19 protein-coding genes and 1 riboswitch are annotated in these 20,607 nt (G+C 70.5%); of the genes, 8 read left to right on the top strand and 11 right to left on the bottom strand.

Translation table 11 applies throughout. The annotated features are described in order from the left end of the window. Positions 1-5 precede the first annotated feature (5 nt). From CHC02_RS15540 to CHC02_RS15570, 7 genes are all read left to right on the top strand, one after another. A complete protein-coding gene (locus tag CHC02_RS15540; RefSeq protein ID WP_089392363.1) occupies positions 6-1,247 on the top strand; it encodes an FAD-dependent oxidoreductase in 1,242 nt (413 codons plus the stop codon). A gap of 10 nt (positions 1,248-1,257) precedes the next feature. Then, positions 1,258-1,560: a sarcosine oxidase subunit delta gene (locus CHC02_RS15545; RefSeq protein ID WP_089392364.1), complete on the top strand. Its 303-nt coding sequence runs from the start codon at positions 1,258-1,260 to the stop codon at positions 1,558-1,560. Next, complete coding sequence (locus CHC02_RS15550) at positions 1,557-4,460, top strand: 2Fe-2S iron-sulfur cluster-binding protein (RefSeq protein ID WP_089392365.1); 2,904 nt, start codon at positions 1,557-1,559, stop codon at positions 4,458-4,460. The genes CHC02_RS15545 and CHC02_RS15550 overlap by 4 nt, the downstream gene beginning before the upstream one ends. A 3-nt stretch (positions 4,461-4,463) precedes the next feature. Continuing rightward, entirely contained in the window at positions 4,464-5,147 is a 684-nt protein-coding gene (locus tag CHC02_RS15555; RefSeq protein ID WP_244160924.1) for a sarcosine oxidase subunit gamma, read from the top strand. A 43-nt stretch (positions 5,148-5,190) separates the two neighbouring features. Then, entirely contained in the window at positions 5,191-5,946 is a 756-nt protein-coding gene (locus tag CHC02_RS15560) for an IclR family transcriptional regulator (RefSeq protein ID WP_089392366.1), read from the top strand. A gap of 104 nt (positions 5,947-6,050) precedes the next feature. Further along, positions 6,051-6,542 carry a MarR family winged helix-turn-helix transcriptional regulator gene (locus tag CHC02_RS15565; RefSeq protein ID WP_089392367.1) on the top strand — a complete coding sequence of 164 codons (492 nt, stop codon included), beginning with the start codon at positions 6,051-6,053 and terminating at the stop codon, positions 6,540-6,542. Continuing rightward, positions 6,535-7,293, top strand: coding sequence for a class I SAM-dependent methyltransferase (locus tag CHC02_RS15570; protein ID WP_089392368.1), 759 nt, complete (start codon positions 6,535-6,537; stop codon positions 7,291-7,293). The genes CHC02_RS15565 and CHC02_RS15570 overlap by 8 nt, the downstream gene beginning before the upstream one ends. Positions 7,294-7,299: 6 nt before the next feature. Here the strand turns inward: CHC02_RS15570 and CHC02_RS15575 are convergent, their stop codons facing one another. Further along, positions 7,300-7,926 (bottom strand): DUF502 domain-containing protein, encoded by a 627-nt coding sequence (locus tag CHC02_RS15575; protein ID WP_089392369.1) that lies wholly within the window; start codon positions 7,924-7,926, stop codon positions 7,300-7,302. A gap of 338 nt (positions 7,927-8,264) precedes the next feature. Continuing rightward, a complete protein-coding gene (locus tag CHC02_RS15580) occupies positions 8,265-8,930 on the bottom strand; it encodes a TIGR04211 family SH3 domain-containing protein (RefSeq protein WP_089392370.1) in 666 nt (221 codons plus the stop codon). Between the two features lie 302 nt (positions 8,931-9,232). On the opposite strand from CHC02_RS15580, the gene CHC02_RS15585 reads away from it, so the two are divergent. Beyond that, positions 9,233-9,412, top strand: coding sequence for a hypothetical protein (locus CHC02_RS15585; protein ID WP_089392371.1), 180 nt, complete (start codon positions 9,233-9,235; stop codon positions 9,410-9,412). Positions 9,413-9,741: 329 nt separating this feature from the next. On the opposite strand, the gene CHC02_RS15590 is transcribed toward CHC02_RS15585, so the two are convergent. The 9 genes from CHC02_RS15590 to CHC02_RS15630 form a co-directional block, all read right to left on the bottom strand. Further along, positions 9,742-11,058 (bottom strand): cytochrome c, encoded by a 1,317-nt coding sequence (locus CHC02_RS15590; RefSeq protein ID WP_089392372.1) that lies wholly within the window; start codon positions 11,056-11,058, stop codon positions 9,742-9,744. An 11-nt stretch (positions 11,059-11,069) separates the two neighbouring features. Next, the gene (locus tag CHC02_RS15595; RefSeq protein WP_089392373.1) at positions 11,070-12,857 is read right to left on the bottom strand and encodes a GMC family oxidoreductase; all 1,788 of its coding nucleotides are present in this window, start codon (positions 12,855-12,857) and stop codon (positions 11,070-11,072) included. Between the two features lie 4 nt (positions 12,858-12,861). Then, a complete protein-coding gene (locus tag CHC02_RS15600) occupies positions 12,862-13,620 on the bottom strand; it encodes a gluconate 2-dehydrogenase subunit 3 family protein (RefSeq protein ID WP_089392374.1) in 759 nt (252 codons plus the stop codon). A gap of 369 nt (positions 13,621-13,989) precedes the next feature. Then, positions 13,990-15,156 (bottom strand): lactonase family protein, encoded by a 1,167-nt coding sequence (locus CHC02_RS15605; RefSeq protein WP_089392375.1) that lies wholly within the window; start codon positions 15,154-15,156, stop codon positions 13,990-13,992. Between the two features lie 60 nt (positions 15,157-15,216). Further along, the gene (locus CHC02_RS15610; protein WP_089392376.1) at positions 15,217-16,203 is read right to left on the bottom strand and encodes a 2-hydroxyacid dehydrogenase; all 987 of its coding nucleotides are present in this window, start codon (positions 16,201-16,203) and stop codon (positions 15,217-15,219) included. Between the two features lie 12 nt (positions 16,204-16,215). Beyond that, positions 16,216-17,493: an MFS transporter gene (locus tag CHC02_RS15615; RefSeq protein WP_089392377.1), complete on the bottom strand. Its 1,278-nt coding sequence runs from the start codon at positions 17,491-17,493 to the stop codon at positions 16,216-16,218. 66 nt (positions 17,494-17,559) lie between these two features. Continuing rightward, positions 17,560-18,513, bottom strand: a complete 954-nt coding sequence (locus CHC02_RS15620) for a sugar kinase (protein WP_089392378.1) — start codon at positions 18,511-18,513, stop codon at positions 17,560-17,562. Then, a complete protein-coding gene (locus CHC02_RS15625) occupies positions 18,506-19,282 on the bottom strand; it encodes an AP endonuclease (protein ID WP_089392379.1) in 777 nt (258 codons plus the stop codon). The genes CHC02_RS15620 and CHC02_RS15625 overlap by 8 nt, the downstream gene beginning before the upstream one ends. An 82-nt stretch (positions 19,283-19,364) precedes the next feature. Continuing rightward, entirely contained in the window at positions 19,365-20,378 is a 1,014-nt protein-coding gene (locus CHC02_RS15630) for a LacI family DNA-binding transcriptional regulator (protein WP_425262396.1), read from the bottom strand. A 134-nt stretch (positions 20,379-20,512) separates the two neighbouring features. Beyond that, positions 20,513-20,574, top strand: a riboswitch (Fluoride riboswitch). Positions 20,575-20,607 lie beyond the last annotated feature (33 nt).

The following is a 20,607-nucleotide window of genomic DNA, read 5'->3' on the forward strand; positions in this document are numbered from 1 at the left end:
GCAGCATGCCTTTCGCCCTCCTGAAATACGGCCTGAGCGCCGACTACCCGGTGGAAGTCGACCTGCCGCCGCCCTGCGAGCTGAAGCCGCGCTACGACGTGGTGATCATCGGCGGCGGTGGCCACGGCCTGGCCACCGCCTACTACCTGGCCAAGTACCACGGCGTGACCAACGTGGCGGTGCTGGAGAAGGCCTACCTGGGCGGCGGCAACACCGCGCGCAACACCGCGGTGATCCGCTCCAACTACCTCACCAGCGAGGGCGTGAAGTTCTACGCCGAGTCGGTGCGGATGTTCCAGGGCCTGTCCAACGAGTTCGACTTCAACATCATGTACTCCGAGCGCGGCCAGCTGACCCTGGCCCACACCGACGCCACGGTGCGCGCCTTCCGCCAGCGCGCCGAAGTGAACAGGCACTTCGGCGGGCGCACCGAGATGATCGACCGCCAGCAGATCCGCGAGCTGGTGCCCACGCTCAACCTCGACCCCGGCCACCTGCCGGTGCTCGCCGGCCTGTGGCACATCGACGGCGCCACCGCGCGCCACGACGCCGTGGCCTGGGGCTACGCCAAGCAGGCGGCCAAGCGCGGCGTGGAAATCCACCAGCTCACCGAAGTGCAGGACCTGGTGGTGCGAGACGGCCGCATCGAGGCGGTGAAGACCAACCGCGGCACCGTGCAGTGCGGCTGCGTGGTCCAGGCCATCGCCGGGGCCAGCTCGCTGCTGATGGCCAAGGCCGGCATCCGCGCGCCCATCCACACCTACCCGCTGCAAGCCATGGTCACCCAGCCGTTCAAGCCGTTCCTAGACCCGCTGGTGAGCTCCTCGGCGCTGCACTGCTACGTGCAGCAGACCAGCCGCGGCGAGATCGTCTTCGGCGGCGGCTCCGACCCCTACCCGCTGTACAACACCCGCTCCACCCTGGACCTGAAGGAAAGCCTGCTGGCCCACGCCATCGAGATGTTCCCGTTCATGGCCAACGCCAAGCTGATGCGCCAGTGGGCCGGGATCACCGACATGACCCCCGACTACAGCCCGATCATGGGCCTGTCGCCGGTGGAGAACTACTACCTCGACGCCGGCTGGGGCACCTGGGGCTTCAAGGCCACGCCCATCTGCGGCAAGACCATGGCGGAACTGGTGGCCAGCGGCGGCAAGGTGCCGGCGCTGATCGCGCCCTTCGCCCTGGAGCGCTTCAGCCGCTTCCAGCAGGTCAACGAGATGGGCGCCACCGCGGCCAGCCACTGAGGAACCAGCGATGAAGATCCTGACCTGCCCGCTCAACGGGCCGCGCAACATCAGCGAATTCACCTACGGCGGCGAGTTCAAGCGCATGCCCGACCCGGCCAGCTGCTCCGATGCCGAGTGGGCCGACTACGTGTTCAACAGCGACAACGCCGCCGGCATCGTGCTCGAGTGGTGGCTGCACAACGCCTCCAGCTACTGGTTCCTGGCCGAGCGCCACACGGTCACCGACCAGGTGATCCGCACCTTCGACCCGAAGGAAATCTTCGACCGCCGCATCGACTTCGCCGTCGCCCCGCAGGAGACCGCCCAATGAGCGCCCTCAACCGCCTGCCCGCCCCCATGGGCCTGCTGATCGACCGCGAGAAGCCGCTGCGCTTCTCCTTCGACGGCCGCGACTACCAGGGCTTCGAGGGCGACAGCATCGCCAGCGCCCTGCTCGGCAACGGCCGCTGGCTGCTCTCGCGCTCGTTCAAGTACCACCGCCCGCGTGGCCCCCTGACCCTCGCCGGGCAGGACGCCAACACCCTGGTGCAGCTGCCCGACGAACCCAACGTGCTGGCCGACATGCACCCCGCCCGCGAAGGCCTGGCCGTGGAAGGCCAGAACTTCTCCGGCAGCCTCGAGCACGACCGCGACGCCTACCTGGGCAAGTTCTCGCGCTTCATGCCGGTGGGCTTCTACTACCGCGCCTTCTACAAGCCCAAGGGCATGTGGAAGGTCTGGGAACCGCTGATCCGCAAGAAGGCCGGCCTCGGCGTGCTCGACCTCGACTTCAAGCCGCAGTACTACGACAAGGCCTACCTGTTCGTCGACCTGGCGGTGATCGGCGCCGGCCCCGCCGGCCTGCGCGCCGCGCTGGACGCCGCCAACGCCGGGGCCAAGGTACTGCTGGTGGAGCAGCAGCCGGTGCTCGGTGGCTCGTTGAACTACGCGCGCTTCGACATCGCCGGCAAGCGCGCCGGCGAACTGCGCGCCGAACTGGTGGCCGCCGTCGAGGGCCACCCGAACATCCAGGTGCTGACCCAGGCCACCTGCAACGCCTGGTTCACCGACAACTACCTGCCGGTGATCCAGCACAAGCGCCTGTACAAGGTGCGCGCCACCCGCTGCCTGGTGGCCGCCGGCTCCTTCGACCAGCCGGTGGTGTTCCGCAACAACGACCTGCCCGGCGTGCTGCTGACCAGCGCCGCGCAACGGGCGATGAAGCTCTACGCGGTGAAACCGGGCAACCGCGCCGTGGTCCTGACCGGCAACGACGACGGCTACCTGGCCGCCCTAGACCTGCAGGAACAGGGCGTGAGCGTGGCCGCCGTGGTCGACATGCGCGACGCCCCGGCCGATGCCCGGCTGGCGGACGAGCTGAAGTACCGCGGCATTGCGCTGCACACCGGCAGCACCGTCTACGAAGCCCTGCACGAGCCCGGCATGCGCCACGTCAGCGGCGTCGACATCCGCCGCATCAGCGGCCAGGGCAGCGTCGCCGGCGAAGGCACCCAACTGGCCTGCGACCTGCTGTGCATGTCCGCCGGCTACATGCCGGTCTACCAGCTGCTGTGCCAGGCCGGCGGCAAGCTGGCCTACGAGGAGGAGCGCGCCGAGTTCGCCATCAGCGGCCTGCCCGCCGGGCTGGACATCGCCGGCTCGGTGAACGGCCGCCACGCCCTGGTCAACGTGCTCGCCGACGGCGCCCGCGCGGCCGCCGCCGCCCTCGCCGCCCTGGGCCTGGAAGCGCCGGCGCCGCGGACCTTCACCAGCGAGGCACGGGTGAACTTCGCCTGGCCGATCTTCCCCCACCCCAAGGGCAAGGACTTCGTCGACTTCGACGAGGACCTGCAGGTGCGCGACATCGTCAACGCCACCCGCAGCGGCTACCGCGACGTGCAGCTGGTCAAGCGCTTCTCCACCGTCGGCATGGGCCCGTCCCAGGGCCGCCACTCGGCGCTGCCCACCGCGCGCCTGGTGGCCCAGGCCACCGGCCGCGGCATCGGCGAAACCGGCGTGACCACCGCGCGCCCGCCGTTCGAGGCGGAGAAACTCGCCCACGTCGCCGGCCGCGCCTTCGACCCCTACCGGCAGACGCCCATGCACCGCCGTCACCTGGAAGCCGGGGCGAAGATGATGCCCGCCGGCATCTGGCAGCGCCCGGCCTTCTACGGCAAGGCCGAGGACCGCGAGCGCTGCATGCAGGAAGAGGCCCGCCACGTACGCGAGAAGGTCGGCCTGATCGACGTCTCCACCCTCGGCGGCCTGGACGTGCGCGGCCCGGACGCCGCCGAACTGCTGGAGCGCCTGTACACCTTCGGCTTCGCCAAGCTGGCCATCGGCCGCACCCGCTACGCGCTGATGACCAACGAGCACGGCGTGGTGATCGACGACGGCGTCTGCGCGCGCCTGGGCGAGCGGCACTTCTATGTCACCGCCACCACCAGCGGCGTCGACCGCATCTACCAGCAGATGCTCAAGTGGAACGCGCAGTGGCGGCTCAACGTCGACATCACCAACGTCACCGCCGCCCTGGCCGCGGTGAACCTGGCCGGCCCGCTGTCGCGCCAGGTGCTGGAGAAAGTCTGCGAGGACGTCGACCTGTCCGCCACGGCCTTCCCCTACCTGGGCGTGCGCAGCGGCAGCGTGGCCGGCATCCCGGCTCGCATCCTGCGGGTGGGCTTCGTCGGCGAACTGGGCTACGAAGTCCACGTGCCGGCGCGCTTCGCCGAGCGCCTGTGGGACGCGCTGATGGAAGCCGGCGCCGAGCACGGCATCCGCCCCTTCGGCGTGGAGACCCAGCGCCTGCTGCGCCTGGAGAAAGGCCACGTGATCATCAGCCAGGACACCGACGGCATGACCCACCCGGCGGAGATCGACATGCAGTGGGCCATCGGCCGCAAGAAGCCGTTCTTCGTCGGCAAGCGCTCCATCGAGATCCTCGAGGCGCAGCCGCTCAAGCGCAAGCTGGTGGGCTTCACCCTGCCCAGGGGCAGCACCCAGCCGCTGGAGGGCCACCTGGTGCTGGACGGCGCCGACATCAGCGGCAACGTCACCTCCTGCGAGTACTCGCAGAGCCTCGGCCAGATCGTCGGCCTGGCCTATGCCGGCGCCCACCAGGCCACCCCGGGGATGCAGATCCCGATCCGCGTGGAGGGCGGCGAGATGGTGCGCGCCACCGTCGTCCAGCTGCCCTTCTACGACCCGCAGAACCTGCGCCAGGAGCTCTGAGCCATGTCCAGCCTGAAAGCCGAAGACTTCATCGAACGCAGCCCGCTGTACCCGCTGCACCGGGGCGCGCGCCTGGCTGCCCTGGGCAGCGCCGCCATAGTCGCCCGCTACGGCGAGCAGGAAGAACACGCGCAACTGCGCAGCTGCGCGCTGATCGACCTGAGCAACCTGCCGCGCGCCGGTTTCCGCGGGGCCGATGCCGCCGCCTACCTGCAAGCCCGCGGCTACGCCTTGCCGGAAGCGCCCAACCGCGCCCTGCGCCAGGCCGACGGCGGCCTGGTGGCGCGCCTGTCGCAGACCGAGTACCTGCTGCTGGGCAGCCTCCACGACGGCGGCGCGCGCGTCGCCGGCGAAGAGGCCGCCTGGCAGCTGGACGACAGCGCCAACTACCTGCTGCCGCGCCAGGACAGCCACGCCTGGCTGCAGCTGAGCGGCGAGCACTACGCGGCGGTGATGGCCAAGCTCTGCGGCGTCGACCTGCGCCCGCAGGCCTTCGGCTCCGGCGCGGTGGCGCAGACCTCGGCGGCGCGGATCAACGTCATCGTCATCAACGCCGGCGGCGACGACCTGCCCAACCTGCAGATCCTCTGCGACCGCGCCTCGGTGCAGTACTTCTGGGAAGCGCTGCTCGACGCCATGGCCGAGTTCGACGGCCGCCCGGTGGGCATCGACGCCCTGCTCGACTGACCGGCCGGCGGCGCCCCGCGAGGGGCGCCGCCGTGGAGGCCCCATGAGTGAAAGCGACTACCGCGTACCGGCCCTGGAACGCGGCCTGAACCTGCTCGGGCTGTTCAACGCCCGCCAGCGCAGCCTGGGCATGAACGAGATGGCCGAGCGCCTGGGGGTGAGCCCCTCGGCGCTCTACCGCATCGTCCAGACGCTGCAGGACATGGGCTACCTGAACCGCCTGGAGCGCAACCAGTACGAGCTGGGCGCGCGGGTGATCTCCGACGGCTTCGCCTACCTGTGCAGCCGCGACATCGTGGAAATCGCCCTGCCCCACCTCAACGCCCTGCGCGACAGCACCTCGCTGTCGTGCCACCTGAGCATCCGCGAGCAGACCGACAGCCTCTACATCTACCGCGCCTTCGCCCCGCAGCGGCTGACGGTGAACATCCCCGTGGGCACCCGCCTGCCCTGCCACGTCACCGCCCTGGGCCGGGTGCTGCTCACCGCCCTGGACGAGGAAGGCCTGGCCCAGCTCTACCAGCAGGTACGCTTGGACGACTACCCGCCACCAGCGCCGCGCACCCTGCTGGAGCTGCAGCACACCATCGCCGAGGACCGCGAACGCGGCTGGGTGCTGCACCGCTCGGACTACTCCACGGCCATCGCCACCGGCATCCGCGACCGCAGCGGCCAGGTGGTCGCCGCCATCAACCTGTCCGGCCCGGAAGCGGTGCTGGAGTCCCCCGGAGCCGAAGGCCGCTACCTGCGGCTGCTGCAGGAAACCGCGACGGCCATTTCCGGCGAGCTGATGCCCTAGGCGGCGGCGAAGCTCCGGATAGCGACGCCCTCCAACGGGCAGGCCGGCTTGCAAGTTCCATTAGTGCTAATGTAATTTGCCGCCAACCTCCAGGGAGACCCGCCATGAGCGGAAAGAACGAGCCCGGCCTGGGCGAACTGCTGCGCCATGTGTCGGAACTGGTGGAGCTGGGCGCCGAGGAACACTACCGGCAGATGGGCCTGGACTACCGGGCGCGCTACACCCCTGTGCTGCGCGCCCTGCGTGCCGGCGCGCAGACGGTCACGGAGATCACCGCGCGCAGCCACCTGACCCAGGGCGCCATCAGCCAGACGGTCGGCCACATGGAGGCCGACGGGGTGATCTTCCGCCAGCGCGGCGAGGATGGCCGCAAGAGCCTCATCCAGCTGACGCCGGCCGGCAAGAAGCTGCTGGGCAAGCTGGACTCGCACTGGGCCGCGACCTTCGAGGCCATCGAACAGCTCGAAGAGGAAATCGGCCACCCACTGCGCCGCGTGCTGGAAGACGCGGCCAGGGCACTGCAGCGCCAGGGCTTTTCGCAACGCCTGAGCCACATCAAGCAAAACCTCGCGACGGGAGCCTCCCACGATGAATGACGCCACCACGGAACCGAAGAACTGGTTCGACCAGGGCGGCCAGGCCTACGCGCAGTTCAGGCCGGAGTACCCGCCGGAGCTTGCCGCCTACCTGGCCTCGGTGGCGCCCGACCGGTTTCTCGCGGTCGATGTCGGCTGTGGCAACGGCCAGTTGACCCGCCAGCTTGCCGCGCATTTCAGCGCGGTGCTCGGGTTCGACCCGAGTGCGGACCAGATCGCCCACGCCACGCCGCAGGCGAACGTCCACTACGGCTGCGCCCGGGCCGAGGAATTGCCGCTAGCCAGCCACAGCGCCAGCCTGGTCACCGCCGCCCAGGCAGCGCACTGGTTCGACCTGCCCAGGTTCTACAGCGAGGTTCGCCGGGTGGCGAAGCCAGGCGCGCTGCTCGCGCTGGTCAGCTACGGCGTGCTGCGCCTGGAGGACGAGCTGGGGGCGCGCTTCGAACAGTTCTACTGGAACGAGATCGGCCCCTACTGGCCCGCCGAACGCAAGCTGGTGGACAGCGGCTACGCCACCCTCGATTTTCCCTTCGCGGAACTGGAGGGCCCTTCGCTAGCCATCCGGCTGGAATGGAGCCTCGACGCGTTCCTCGGCTACGTCTCCACCTGGTCGGCGGTGCGTAGCGCCAGGCAGGCCGGGCGGGAGGAGCTGCTCCAGCGGTTCGCGGCCGACCTCGCCGAGCGCTGGGGCGACCCCGCCAGCCGGCAGCCGGTGGCCTGGCCCATCAACATGCGGCTCGGGCGGCTGTAAGCGAAATCAGCGCTCGCCTGGCGCGGCCGCCGGGGCGCCGTCGCGGCCGCGGGCGGACTCCATGGCCAGCACCAGCTCCCGGGCGCCCGAGCCCCATTTGGTGATGACCTTGACCGCCTGGGTGAAGGGCACGTCGATGGGGTGCACCCGGGGCCCGTCCAGCACGTAGACGGCGCCAGCGAAGGGCGTCGGCACCGAGGGCACGAACACGGTGTAGCGGCCGTCCTCGAACGCCTCGATGATGAACCCGGGCACCAGCGCCTCCTCGATCTCCACCAGCGCCGGCTTCCAGATGCCGTCGTTCTTCTCGCCCGCCACCTGCAGCGTCAGGTTGCGCAGCAGCTCGTAGCCCGGGATCCTGCCGAACACCGACGTCTCCAGCCGGCCACGGGCCGCCCGCCCCAACCGGGTGCGCACGGCCAGCCCCAGGACGAAGCAGACCACCAGCACCAGCAGGACGGACAGAATCTCCTGGGCCGGCAGGCTCTCCGGCAGCAGCCGGGTGAAGGGCCGCACCAACTGGCCGGCCGAAGCCATGCCCTTGAGCAGCAGCAGGAGCGCCAGGTAGATCGGCAGGACGACCAGCAGGCCGGCCAGCACGCACCTGCCGATGAAAACGACGGCGTTTTTCACGGGAGAGTCTCCTTGCAGTGCTGGTCGCGGTCTGTGCCTGGTCCCTATGGGAAGACGACAGGGCCTGCAGACAGCCTAGACGACGGCGGGCCGTTTCTCCGCGGCCGCGCAGAGGGAGGCGCTGCGATGCTCCGTCAGCCGTCGGCCAGCCCCTGCGCGGCGCCGCCCCGGCATGGCCGGAGGCGGCATCGCATCGGCGCAGAAGGCGTTGCGAACGGACTCTGAGCAAGCCTAGGCCAGGGCGCTGACCGCCCCCTGCCGGCCTTGAGATGGCTTTCGCATAGCCGTTATCGCGGCCGGTTCCAGCGCCTCAACGCAGCGTGCGCGGCGCCGCCGCCTCAGATCCACTGGTCGTTGCGCTTGCGCCGCACCCGCAGCAGGGTGGGCAGGATCAGCCCGACCAGCAGGCCGGCGCCGGCGATGCTGCCGCCGTAGGCCATGTAGCGCATCAGCACCTGCTTGTTCTCGTCGCCCAGTTGCGCCTGCGCCGCGCGCAGCTCGGAGCGGGCCTTGGTGAGTTCGTCGTCGAGGCCGGCGCGGGCCGCCTGCAGCTCGTCGATGAGTTTCTTGCGCGAGTCCAGGGTTTCCTGCATGCCCTGCACGCGGCGCTTCCAGCTGTCGTCGATGCCCGCCAGTTCGGCGCTCAGCTCGCTCACCTTCTGTTCCAGCTGCGGCAGGCGCTCGGCCTGGCCGGGCTTGTCCTGCAGGTCGCGGCTGGGAATCCAGACGCTGTTGCCGCTCTCGGCGCGCACCTGGCTGTAGTCGCCCTGGGTGTTCAGCAGCTCGACCTTCTGCCCCGAGGTCAGGGTGCCGACGATGCGGTAGCCGTCGGTGGGGCCGCTGCGCACGTAGGTCGTCAGGCTGTCGCTCACCCAGCGCGCATTGCCGGCGCCCTCCTCGGCCTGCGCCGCGGCGCCGGCCGCCAGCAGGCCACCCAGCAGGCAGGCGCCCAGGGCGCGGGTGGGAAGGGATACGGAGGCGGGGAAATGACGGGATAGGGACATGGGCAATCTTCACATGGCGATGAACGAACCCCGGCGAGCGGGCGCGGTAAAAAGCCGGCCAGGCAAATGGTCAGGGACGCTACGAACTGGGGAATCAGGGCAGCGCAGTCACCCGGGTGGCGCGGGCCCTGGCCCGCCGCCCGGGTGGGCCGACAGCAGACAGACAGCGCAACGGCACGATGAGTTCACCGGCCACGGCGACAGGGGGATGGGTGGTCGGCCGGGCCCCGCTCGTCGCCTGCCCGGGCGCCGGCGGGTATTCGCGTGTTTGCTGTAAGCATCACCTTCGCGGAGGGTCCGCCATGCGACGGCAGTTCCTTTTCCCGCTTGCCACGCTGATCACCCTGGCCCTGGGCACGGCCGCCTGCAGCAGCCAGGACTGTACCCCCGGGCAGCAGACGGACAGCAAGGACCGCACCAGCCGCCAGCAGATACCCCGGCAGCAGATCGATCCGCGGGTGCAATCGTTGCCCAGGTATTGAGAGGGGGGTTGGCTGGAGTGTCGGGGGGAAGTCCGCTTGCCCTCTCCCCCCGCCCTCTCCCGCAAGCGGGAGAGGGAGCCGTTCGGCATGAGGCGCAATCGTAGAGCCCGCCGGTTACGCCGGAGTTGCCGGCGAACGCGATGATTTCCGCTGGCACGGATAGCCCCATCGCGGACGGAGTCCGCTCCTACGCGGCCCCACCGCTGCACTCCCCTGTAGGAGCGCGCCCTGCGCGCGAAATCGCGGGCAGGGCCCGCTCCTACATCACCGGCTGGCAGCGCTTTTCGTAGGAGCGGACTCCGTCCGCGATTGGCCCCACCGGTGGCGCCCTACGGTTCCTCCTGCGCCCCCGTGGTATCGCGGATCAGCGTCGCCGCCTTCAACTCCGGCCTGGGCTGGCTGCGCAGGGCCTTCACCTGGCCGGCGTCCACCGCTTCGGCCTGGTTGCCCCAGCTGCTGCGGATGAAGTTGACCACCTCGGCCACCTGCTGGTCCGACAGCCGCCAGGCGAAGCCGGGCATGCTGAAGGTGGACGGCGCCGTCGCCGTGGCCGGCAGGGTGTGGCCGTCGAGCACGATGTGGATCAGCGAGGTGGCGTCCGCGCTCTGCAGCACTGGGTTGCCGGCCAGCGCCGGGAACACCCGGGCGTAGCCCTTGCCGTCGGTGCGGTGGCAGGCGGCGCAGTTGTCGACGTAGAGCGCGGCGCCGGCCTTGCCGTCGTCGCCCTTCCACAGCGCCTCGGCGACCTGGCGGTCCTCCTGGAACGGCTTGTCGTCCGGGTTCACCGGCGACAGCGTCTTGAGGTAGCGGGCGATGGCGGTCAGGTCGGCATCGGTCATGTACTGCATGCTGTGCTCCACCACGTCGCCCATGCCGCCGAACACCGCGGTGCGCTCGGTGCGCCCGGTCTTGAGGAAGGCGACGATCTCCGCCTCGCTCCAGCTGCCCAGGCCGTCCTTGTGGTCGCCGCGCAGGTTCTTGGCGATCCAGCCCTCCAGCGGCGCGCTGCCGGCCAGGTAGGCCGGGCCGTCGGCGGCGCTCAGCGCCTTCTCCTGCATGGTCGGCGCCCGTGGCGTGTGGCAGGCGCCGCAGTGGCCCAGGCCCTCCACCAGGTAGGCGCCGCGGGCCACGGCCGGGTCGTTGCCGGCGGCCGCGAAGGGCTTCACCTCCGGGGCGAACAGGTTGCGCCAGATCGCCAGCGGCCAGCGCATGCTCAACGGCCAGGGGATGTCGCTGTCCTTGTTCTCCTGCACCACCGGCGCCACGCCGTGCATGAAGTAGGCGTAGAGCGCGCGCATGTCCTCGTCGCTGACGCGGGCGTAGGAGGGGTACGGCATGGCCGGGTACAGGGTGCTGCCACCCTTGCCGATACCCTGGCGCACCGCGCGCTCGAAGTCCTCGTAGCTGTAGTTGCCGATGCCGGTCTTGTCCGGGGTGATGTTGGTCGAGTAAATGGTGCCGATGGGCGTCGCCATCGGCAGGCCGCCGGCGAACGGCTGGCCGCCCTTGGCGGTGTGGCAGGCCACGCAGTCGCCGGCGCGGGCCAGGTATTCGCCCTGCTTCACCTGTGCCGGGTCGGCGGCGTCGGCGGCGTGCAGCGCGGTGCTGGCGGCCAGGGCCAGGGCGGCGATGGGGAATCTCTTCATGCTCCAGCCTCCTATGCCTGCACCAGCGGGCCCGGGTTCTTCAGGTACACCTCGCGGATGGCCCGCGCCGACCAGTAGGTCAGCGCCGCCACCAGCCCGGTGGGGTTGTAGCCCAGGCCCTGGGGGAAGGCCGAGGCGCCGGGCACGAACACGTTGTGCACGTCCCACACCTGCAGGTAGCGGTTCAGCGCGCTGGTCTTGGGGTCGGTGCCCATGATCGCCCCGCCGTTGAGGTGGGTGGTCTGGTACACGGTGGCGTCGAAGTGCTGGCCGAATTCCTTCATGGGCGCGGTGACCACCTTGGCGCCCATGGCATCGGCGATCTTGCGCATCTGCGCGACCATGAAGCGGTTCATCTTCACGTCGTTGTCCTTCCAGTCGAAGGTCATGCGCAGCAGCGGCTGGCCGTAGGCGTCCTTGTAGACCGGGTCGAGGTCCAGGTAGTTGTCGCGGTAGGACTGGTGCGCGCCGTGGGTGTCCATCGCCAGCATGTGCCGGTAGCTGTCGGCCAGGGCGGCCTTCCAGGCGCTGCCCCACTTGGGCGTGCCCGGCGGCACCTTGGCCCCGGCGATGGGCTTGGTGCCGGCCTGGTTGACCCAGAACGGCGAGCCGCCGACGAAGCCGTGGGGGCCGTGGTCGAAGTTGTCGGCGTTGAAGTCGTCCACCGCCACGCCGTTGCCGCCGGCGCCGATGAAGGGGTTGGTGTGGTGGCTGGCCTTGTCGAAGAAGGCGCTCACCGTGGAGATGTTCTGGAAGGCGAAGTTGCGCCCCACCACGCCCTCGTTCTTCAGCGGGTCGTAGGGCTTGCCGATGCCCGAGAGCAGCATCAGGCGCACGTTGTTGAACTGGAAGGCGCCGAGGATCACCAGGTCCGCCGGCTGCTCCACTTCGCGGCCCTGGGCGTCGACGTAGGTCACGCCGGTGGCCAGGTCCTTCTCGGCGTTGAGGTTCACCCGCAGCACGTGGGCGTTGTTGCGCAGCTCGAAGTTCGGCACCTGGCGCAGCGCCGGCAGGATGTTCACGTTGGGCGAGGCCTTGGAGTACATGTAGCAGGCATAGCCGCTGCAGAAGCCGCAGAAGTTGCACGGCCCCATCTGCGCGCCGTAGGGGTTGGTGTAGGGCCCGGAGGTGTTGGCCGACGGCAGGTTGTAGGGGTGGTAGCCGACCTCGCGGGCGGCCTTCTCGAACAGCTGCGCGGACACGGTGTTCTTCTGCGCCGGCAGCGGGAAGTCGCTGGAACGGTCGGCGGCGAAGGGGTTGCCGCCCTTGTCGCGGCCCACCACCTGGCCCTTGACCGACCAGGCCGTGCCGGAGGTGCCGAAGACCTTCTCGGCGAAGTCGAAGTACGGCTCCAGCTCGTCGTAGCCGACGCCGAAGTCCTGGATGGTCATGCCCTCGGGGATGAAGGCCTTGCCGTAGCGTTCCTCGTAGTGGCTGCGCAGGCGCAGCTCCACCGGGTCGACGCGGAAATGCACGCCCGACCAGTGCAGCCCCGCCCCGCCGGTACCGGTGCCGGGCAGGAAGGCGCCGAACTGCCGGTAGGGCACGGCCATGTCGTTCAGGCCATGGCGCAGGGTCACGGTCTCGCGGGAGATGTCCATGAACAGCTTCTTGCGCGAGTTGTAGGTCAGCTCGTCCATGGTCTGCGGGTAGACGCCGTCGGGGTAGGTGTCGCGGGCCGGGCCGCGCTCCAGGGCCACCACCTGCAGGCCCGCCTCGGTCAGCTCCTTGGCCATGATGGCGCCGGTCCAGCCGAACCCGACGATGACCGCGTCGACTTTCTTCAATACCTGGGCCATCGCCTCAACCTCGCTCGCCGCTGATGGAAACCGGGGGGAAGGGATAGCGCTCGTCGCGCTCCACCCAGTCCATGAAGTCGGCGCGGGCGCCGGGGAAGCCGATCAGCTTCCAGCCGGCCAGGCCCTGGTTGCCACCGTGGAGCGGGTCGCTGAAGAAGCCTTCGCGGGTGTTCAGCCAGAGCATGGCGAAGAAGGTCGCCGCCGGCACCGACTGGAACGCGGCCTTGCCGGCGTCCAGGGTCTCCAGCGCCTGCTGTTGCTGCGCGGCGTCCAGTCCGGCGAAGGGCTTGCCCCACTGCGCCTGGCACCAGGCGTCGGTTTCCTGGATGCCCAGGCGGTAGATCTCCTGCGGGCTGAGCTTGAGCTGGTAGCCCAGTTCCGCCGGGGCGTCCGGGTGGAAGGGCCCCTGCATGTACCAGAGCCCGCCGCTGCCGTAGCGGGTGTTCAGCTGGCGGTCGATGAACTCCGGCACGCCGGCGTCCGCCGCCCCCGGCCCCAGCCCGTCGGTGGGGATGAGCACGGCCACGGCGGCCTGGACGAATGCCCATTCCCGGGCGGTGAAGAAGGTCGGCTGGTAGGCGCGCGCCCCACCCTGCCCCGGCTCGGCGGCGGGTTGCGGGGCAGGCGCGGGCTGGGCCGGCTCGCCGAGCACCACGTTGCCCACCCCGGCGCCGGCCAGGGTGGCCACCGGGATCAGCGTCAGGGACTTGCGCAGGAACTCGCGCCGCGCCGGTTGCGCGGCGCTGGGGTCTTCGTTGGACATGGCTGGGTATCTCCTTTTTCCAACAGGTCAATCAGGTCGTGTAAGGCTTGGCGCCCCTCTCCCGCCGTGGCTGCAAGGCGTTCGGGGCTGTTGTAGGTTCGTGGCGGTAAGCATAGGTGGCGACGGCGGGCCCGGAGGTTTCTGTGGAAACCCGTAGGGCGCATAACGCCCACGGCGTTATCCGCCATGATCGCGGACGGAGTCCGCTCCTACGGTTACAGGGAGCACGGTCGTAGGAGCGGGCCCTGCCCGCGATTCGCGCGCAGGGCGCGCTCCTACAGGGGAATGGCATGGCTCGGGCAGCGCAGGAGCGGCCAACGGCGGATAACCGCGAACGGTTATTCGCCCTACGCCATTGGCCTCCCGCATTCAGCGCAGGAACTTGAGGTCCGAGGGCGCATCGATGGCGAGCTTCTGCAGCGTCTCGCCCAGCTTGCCGCTGGCCGGGTCGCGGCGCATGACCACGACCTGGTTGCTCTTCTGGTTGGCCACCAGCAGGAAGCGGCCGCTGGGGTCCAGGCTGAACTCGCGCGGCTCGACGCCTTCCACCGGGCGCCGCTGCAATTCCTTCAACTGGCCGCTGGCCGGGTCCACCGCGTACACCAGCAGTTCGCTGGCCTTGCCGCGGTTGCTGGCGTAGAGGAAGCGCCCGTCCGGCGACAGGTGCACGGCGGCGGCGGCCTTGTGCGCGGCGTCCTGGCCGGCGGCCATGTCCACCAGTTGCTTGCGCTGCAGCTGGCCGTCGCGCACCTCGAACATGGCGATCTGCCCCGCCATCTCCAGGGTCAGGTAGGCGTAGCGGCCGTCGCGGCTGAACAGCAGGTGGCGCGGGCCGCTGCCCGGCGGCAGGTCCACCGCCGGCGGCTGCGCCGGGCTCAGCGGGTGCTCGCGGTTGGCGGCGTCGTAGCGGTAGACGAAGACCTTGTCCGCCCCCAGGTCCTGCACGTACACATGGCGCCCGTCCACCCCGGACACCACCGAGTGCACGTGGCTGCTGGCCTGGCGCTCGGGGTTGACGCGGGAGGCGCCGTGGCGCTCCTGCTGCACCACCCCGGTCAGCTGGCCCTGCTCGTCGATGCCCAGCACCGCGAGGTTGCCGCCGGGGTCGGGGTGCACCGCGTAGTTGGCCACGAACAGGTGCCTTCCGCCGGCCGCCAGGCTGGAATGGGTGGGCTCGTCGCCGCGGCTTTCCACCTGGTTCAGCGGGCTCAGCTGGTGGCTGGCCGGGTCGATGGCGAAGGCGCTGACCTTGCCGACCACGTCCCTGCCGCCGGGGCCGTTCTCGTTGACGGCGTACAGGCGCGTCTGGTCGGGGCCCAGGGTCAGCCAGGAGGGGTTCTCGCCGGGCACCACCTGCAGCGGCCTGGCCTGGATCCGGCCATTGGCGCTGTCGAAGCGGTAACGGTAGATGCCCTGGCTGCCGGCACCGGTGTAGGTGCCGACCAGCAGGTCGTAGTACTGGGCGGCGCCGGCCGGGCCGGCGAACAGGCCGGTGCTGGCGCACAGTAGCAGGGTCAGGGCGGCAGGTTTGAACATGGCAGTGTGTCCTTGGCAACGGGGGTCCATCTGGGTGGGACCGGCCTCATGGGGGGTGGTTCAGCCGGATCGACGGGCCCAGGCGCCGGGGTTGACCAGGTTCGCCGGGCGCTCGCCGGCCAGCGCGGCCAGCAGGTTGTCGACCGCGCAGCGGGCCATGGCCTCGCGGGTATCCCCGGTGGCCGAGCCGATGTGCGGCGTCGCCACCAGGTTGTCCAGTTGCAGCAGCGGCGAATCCGCCGGCAGCGGCTCGCGGACGAACACGTCCAGCCCGGCGCCGCGGATGCGCCGCTCGCCCAGGGCCCGCAACAGCGCCTCTTCGTCCACCACGCGGCCGCGGGAGATGTTCACCAGGATGGCCGAGGGCTTCATCAGCGCCAGCTCGCGCTCGCCGATCAGCCCTTCCGTTTCAGCACTCAGCGGCACGCACAGGCAGACGAAGTCGGCCTCGCCCAGCAGCGCCTCCAGCGGCAGGTGGCGCGCGCCGTGGCGGGCCTCCACTTCCGGCCGCGGCCGCCGCGCGCTGTACAGCACGCGCATGCCGAAGCCGGCCTGGGCGCGGCGCGCCAGGGCCTCGCCGATGCGGCCCATGCCGACGATGCCGAGGGTCTTGCCGTGCACGTCGCAGCCGAACTGCGCTGGGCCTATGCCGGCCTGCCAGTGGCCGGCGCGGATCCAGCGGTCCAGCTCGGCCACCCGCCGGGCGCTGGCCAGCAGCAGGGCGAAGCCGGTGTCGGCGGTGGTCTCGGTCAGCACGTCGGGGGTGTTGGTGAGCAGCACGCCGCGGCGGTCCAGCTCGGCGATGTCGTAGTTGTCCACGCCCACCGAGACGCTGGACACCACCTCCAGCTGCGGCGCCAGGTCCAGCAGCCCGGCGTCCAGGCGCAGGCTGGCGCCCAGCAGGCCCCGGGCGCCGGGCAGCGCCGCGCGCAGGCGGGCCAGGCCGTCGGCGGCCGGGTCCTCGACCAGGGTCACGTCGGCGTGGGCCTGCAGGCGCTGCATCAGCGCGTCGGACAGGCGCTTGTAGAGGACGATGCGTTTCTTCATGGTCGTGTCTTCCTAGTGGCCCAGCGCCGGTCGAAGGCGCTCGGCTTTCTGCGAGGGGTTGAGGACGGCGGTCAGGGCCACGGCCGCCAGCAGCGAGCCGCACATGAACAGGTAGGAGGCGCCGGGCCCGCCGGTGGCGCCGTTGAGGTAGCCCACCAGCCAGGAACCGGAGAACGAGCCCAGCGCGCCCATGCTGTTGATCAGCGCCATGGCGCCGCCGGCGACGTTGCTCGGCAGCACCTCCGGGACGATGGCGAAGAACGGCCCGTAGGGCGCGTACATGCAGGCCCCGGCGAGCACCAGCAGCGCGTAGGAGGCCCAGAAGTGCTGACTGCCCAGGGCGTAGGAGCCGTAGAAGGCCAGCGCGGCGACCAGCAGCGGCGGCCAGACGAAGCGCTTGCGCTTCTGCAGGCGGTCCGAGGCCCAGGACACCCCGAGCATGGCCAGCACCGCCACCAGGTACGGCAGCGCCGACAGCCAGCCGGCGCTGACGATGTCCAGGCCCGAGGCCTGCTTGAGGATCGACGGCAGCCAGAGCACGAAGCCGTAGACGCCGATGCTCCAGCAGAAGTACTGCAGGCAGAGGATGATCACCTTCGGCGAGCGGAACGCCTCGCGGTAGTTCTTCATCGGCGCGATGCCCTGCTGCTCGGCGGCCAGGGCGCGCTGCAGCGCGGCCTTCTCGGCCTCGTCGAGCCACTTGGCCTGGGCCGGGCGGTCATCCACCAGGCGCCACCAGATGAAGGCCCAGAGCACCGCCGGCAGGCCCTCGATGATGAACATCCAGCGCCAGTCGAACCGGCTCACCAGGTAGCCGGAGAGCACCGACATCCAGAGGATGGTCACCGGGTTGCCGAGGATCAGGAAGGTATTGGCCCGCGAGCGTTCGGCGCGGGTGAACCAGTGGCAGAGGTAGATGAGCATGGCCGGCATCACCGCCGCCTCGACCACGCCGAGCAGGAAGCGGATGCCCACCAGCAGGTAGACGTCGCGGACCATGCCGGTCAGCGTGGCCAGGCCGCCCCAGAGGATCAGGCTGGCGAAGATCAGCTTCTTCACGCTGCGCTTCTCGGCGTAGATGGCCCCGGGCACCTGGAAGAAGAAGTAGCCGAGGAAGAACAGCGCGCCCAGCAGCGACGACAGCGCCGGGGTGATGTTCAGGTCCTCGGCCATCCCGGAGGCGGCGGCGAAGCCGTAGTTGGCGCGGTCCAGGTAGGCCAGGCTGTAGGTGACGAAGACGATGGGCATGATGTGCCACCAGCGGCGTGGGGCGAGTCGGTCGATCTGCATGGCGTTTCTCCTGAGCTTGTTGTTCTTGTCGCAACAGGTGCCGGCCGGGCCGGCGGGTTTCGGGGTTCAGGCACGCAGGCGCGCGTCGTGGGCTTCCAGTTCGTGGCGCTGCGGCAGGCCCTCCATGTCGCCGCGCGACTGCACCGCGCGGCTGCCGCACCAGTTGCCGCGGGCCACCGCCTGGCGCAGGTCGCGGCCTTCCAGCAGGGCACTGATCACGCCGACGGCGAAGGCGTCGCCGGCGCCCACGGTGTCCACCACCCGCGCCACCGGCTGCGGCGGCACCACGCCTTCGCGGCCGTCGGCGTCGCGGAAGTAGGCGCCCTCGGCGCCGAGCTTGATGGCCACGCATTCCACGCCCTGCTCAAGGTAGAAGCCGGCGATGGCCTCGGGCGACTGGCGCCCGCTCAGCAGGCGGCCCTCCTCCAGGCCCGGCAGCACCCAGTGGGCCTTGAACGCCAGGGCGTTGACCTCGCGCACCATGGTCGCGCGGTCCGGCCACAGCGAGGGGCGCAGGTTGGGGTCGAAGGAGACGCTGCGGCCGGCGGCGCACATGGCGTCCAGCAATTGCCGGGAGAGTTCGCGGCAGCTCGCCGACAGCGCCGGCGGGATGCCCGTGGCGTGCAGGTGGCGCGCCCGCAGCAGGCCCGGGCGCAGCAGCGCCGGGGACAGGCGGCTGGCCGCCGAGTTGCGGCGGAAGTACTCCACCCGCGGGTCGCTGCCGTCGTCGCAGCGGGCCTTGAGCTGGAAGCCGGTGGGGTGCTCGGCGTCGATCTCGACGCCGTCGCAGTCCAGCCCCTCGCGGCGCAGGCTGGCGAGCACGAAGCGGCCCAGGGAGTCGTCGCCCACCCGGCTCAGCCAGTTCACCCGCAAGCCCAGGCGCGCCAGGCCGATGGCCACGTTGCTGTCGGCGCCGGCGATGCGCTTGCCGAAGCCCTCCACCTCGGCCAGGTCGCCGCACTGCTCGGCGACGAACATGGCCATGGTCTCGCCGAAGCAGAGCACGTCGTGTTCAGCCATGGCGCACCTCCGGGGCGCGGCCCAGCTGCGCCAGTTGCTCGACCTGCTCGCGGGTCAGGCTGGCCAGGTCGTCGCCGGCCAGCGGGTATTCGATGGCGCGCGGCACCCCGGGGGCGAAGCGCGCCAGCAGCGCCTCCCACTCGTCGAGGTCGGCGGCCTGCGGCGGCACCGCCACCAGGCGCCCGTCCTCGCGGCGGCGCACCGCCTTGCAGTGCACGTAGCGCACCCAGGGCCCGAGCAGGCGCGCCGCCTGCTGCGGCGACTCGCCCTGCCAGTGCCAGTTGCCGATGTCGAAGGTCATGGCCAGCGGCAGGCCCAGTTCGCCGGCGCGGCGGAAGAAGCGCAGCAGCGGCTCGACGCGGCCGCCCTGGACGGTCTGGTCGTTCTCCACCAGCAGCACCGGCCCCTGCCCGAGCAAGGGGCGCAGGGCTTCGAGGTCGCACTCGTCGCGGTAGTGACCGAGGGAAACCTTCAGCGCCACCGCACCGGCCTCCCCTGCCAGGCGCAGGCGCCCGGCCAGCGCCGGCTCCAGGCGGCCATCGGCGCGCCACAGCTCCAGCGGCGCCGAGTACAGGCTTTCCAGGCCCTGGGCGGCGCTGGCCGCGGCCAGGGCGGCGGCGTCGGGCAGCGCGTCGAAGAGTTCTTCGCGCCATTCGACGCGGCTCGCGCCGGCCTCGGCCAGCAGTTCCAGGTAGGCGGCCTGGCCCCGCTGCCGCACGGCATCGGCGCCGAAGCTGGACAGGCTGATGGATACGGGGTTCGCGTGCATTGTTCTTGTCCTTCTCGTTCAGCCGGGATGAAACCGGTTTCATTTTCAGCCGAAAACCGCTGCGGCCTGGGCCGCAGCGGCTTCAGCCGCGTACTGGGGTGGAACCTCGGACGATGAGTTCGGCGCGCAGGTCCAGGCGCCGCGCCGGTTGCGTGGCGCCCTGCAGGCGTTCCAGCAGGCACTGGAAGGCCGCCTGGCCGATGCGTTCGGTGGGTTGGGCCAGGGCGGTGATGCCGCCGCCGACCAGGGGGTACCAGTCCAGTTCGTCGAGGGCGACCAGGCCCAGGTCGTCGAACAGGCGCACGCCCATCTGGTGCAGGGTGCGGGTGGCGCACAGGGTGGCCACGCCGTTGCAGGTGAACAGGGCCTGGGGGCCATGCCCGGCGCTGGCGAGGAAGGCGGCCAGGCGTTCGCGCAGGTCGTCGCCGGTCTCCAGCACCTGGCCGCGCAGGCCGGGCCGGCGGGCGATGGAAGCCTGGAAGGCGGCTACCCGCTCCTGCCGCGAGCTGGTGCCGTCCAGCGGCTCGCTGACCGCCAGGATGTCGCGGTAGCCGCGGGCCTGCAGGTGGTCCAGGGCCTGCTCCACGGCATCGGCGTTGTCCAGCCCCACCAGGTCGGAGCGCAGCTCTTCCAACTGGCGGTCCACCAGCACCATGGGCAGCTCGCGGGCTAGGCTGGCCAGCTCGCCGGCATGGTGGCCGAGGGTGTTCACGATCAGGCCTTCGACGTTGTACGACTGCAGCGCCTGCAGGTGCAGGCGCTCCTGCTCGTCGTCGCGGTCGGTGTTGCACACCACCAGGCTGTAGCCGTGCTGGCGGCAAGCGGTCTCCACGCCATGCATCACGGCGACGGAGTAAGGGTTGCGGATGTCCGCCAGGAGCATGCCCACCAGGCGCGTGCGGCCACGCTTGAGGCCACTGGCCATGCGGCTGGGGCGGTAGCCGAGCTGCTCGATCACCGCCTCGATACGCTGGGCGGTGGCGTCGGCGAGCAGTTGCCGGTCGCCGCCGATGTAGCGCGACACCGTGGCCTTGGAGACGCCGGCAGCACGGGCCACCTCGCTGATGGTGACCCGCCCGCGGGCAGGCGGAAGCATGTCGTTCACCCTGTCGATCCTTTTGTATTCACTTGTGCCGGAGGGCTATGAAACCGGTTTCAATAAATCAGGGATGGAGCATGCCGTCAAGCACCGGCGGACGCAATGGGCCTTCCGCGGATATTCTGCTAGGGTAGGAACCAGGAGATGGCATTCCTCCTTTAACCGCCCCCGTGCTGATGATGCCTGCATGACCCCGGACGACATCCGCCCCCCGGAGGAATGGATC

It is taken from the genome of Pseudomonas delhiensis, from assembly GCF_900187975.1.
Lineage (GTDB): Bacteria > Pseudomonadota > Gammaproteobacteria > Pseudomonadales > Pseudomonadaceae > Pseudomonas > Pseudomonas delhiensis.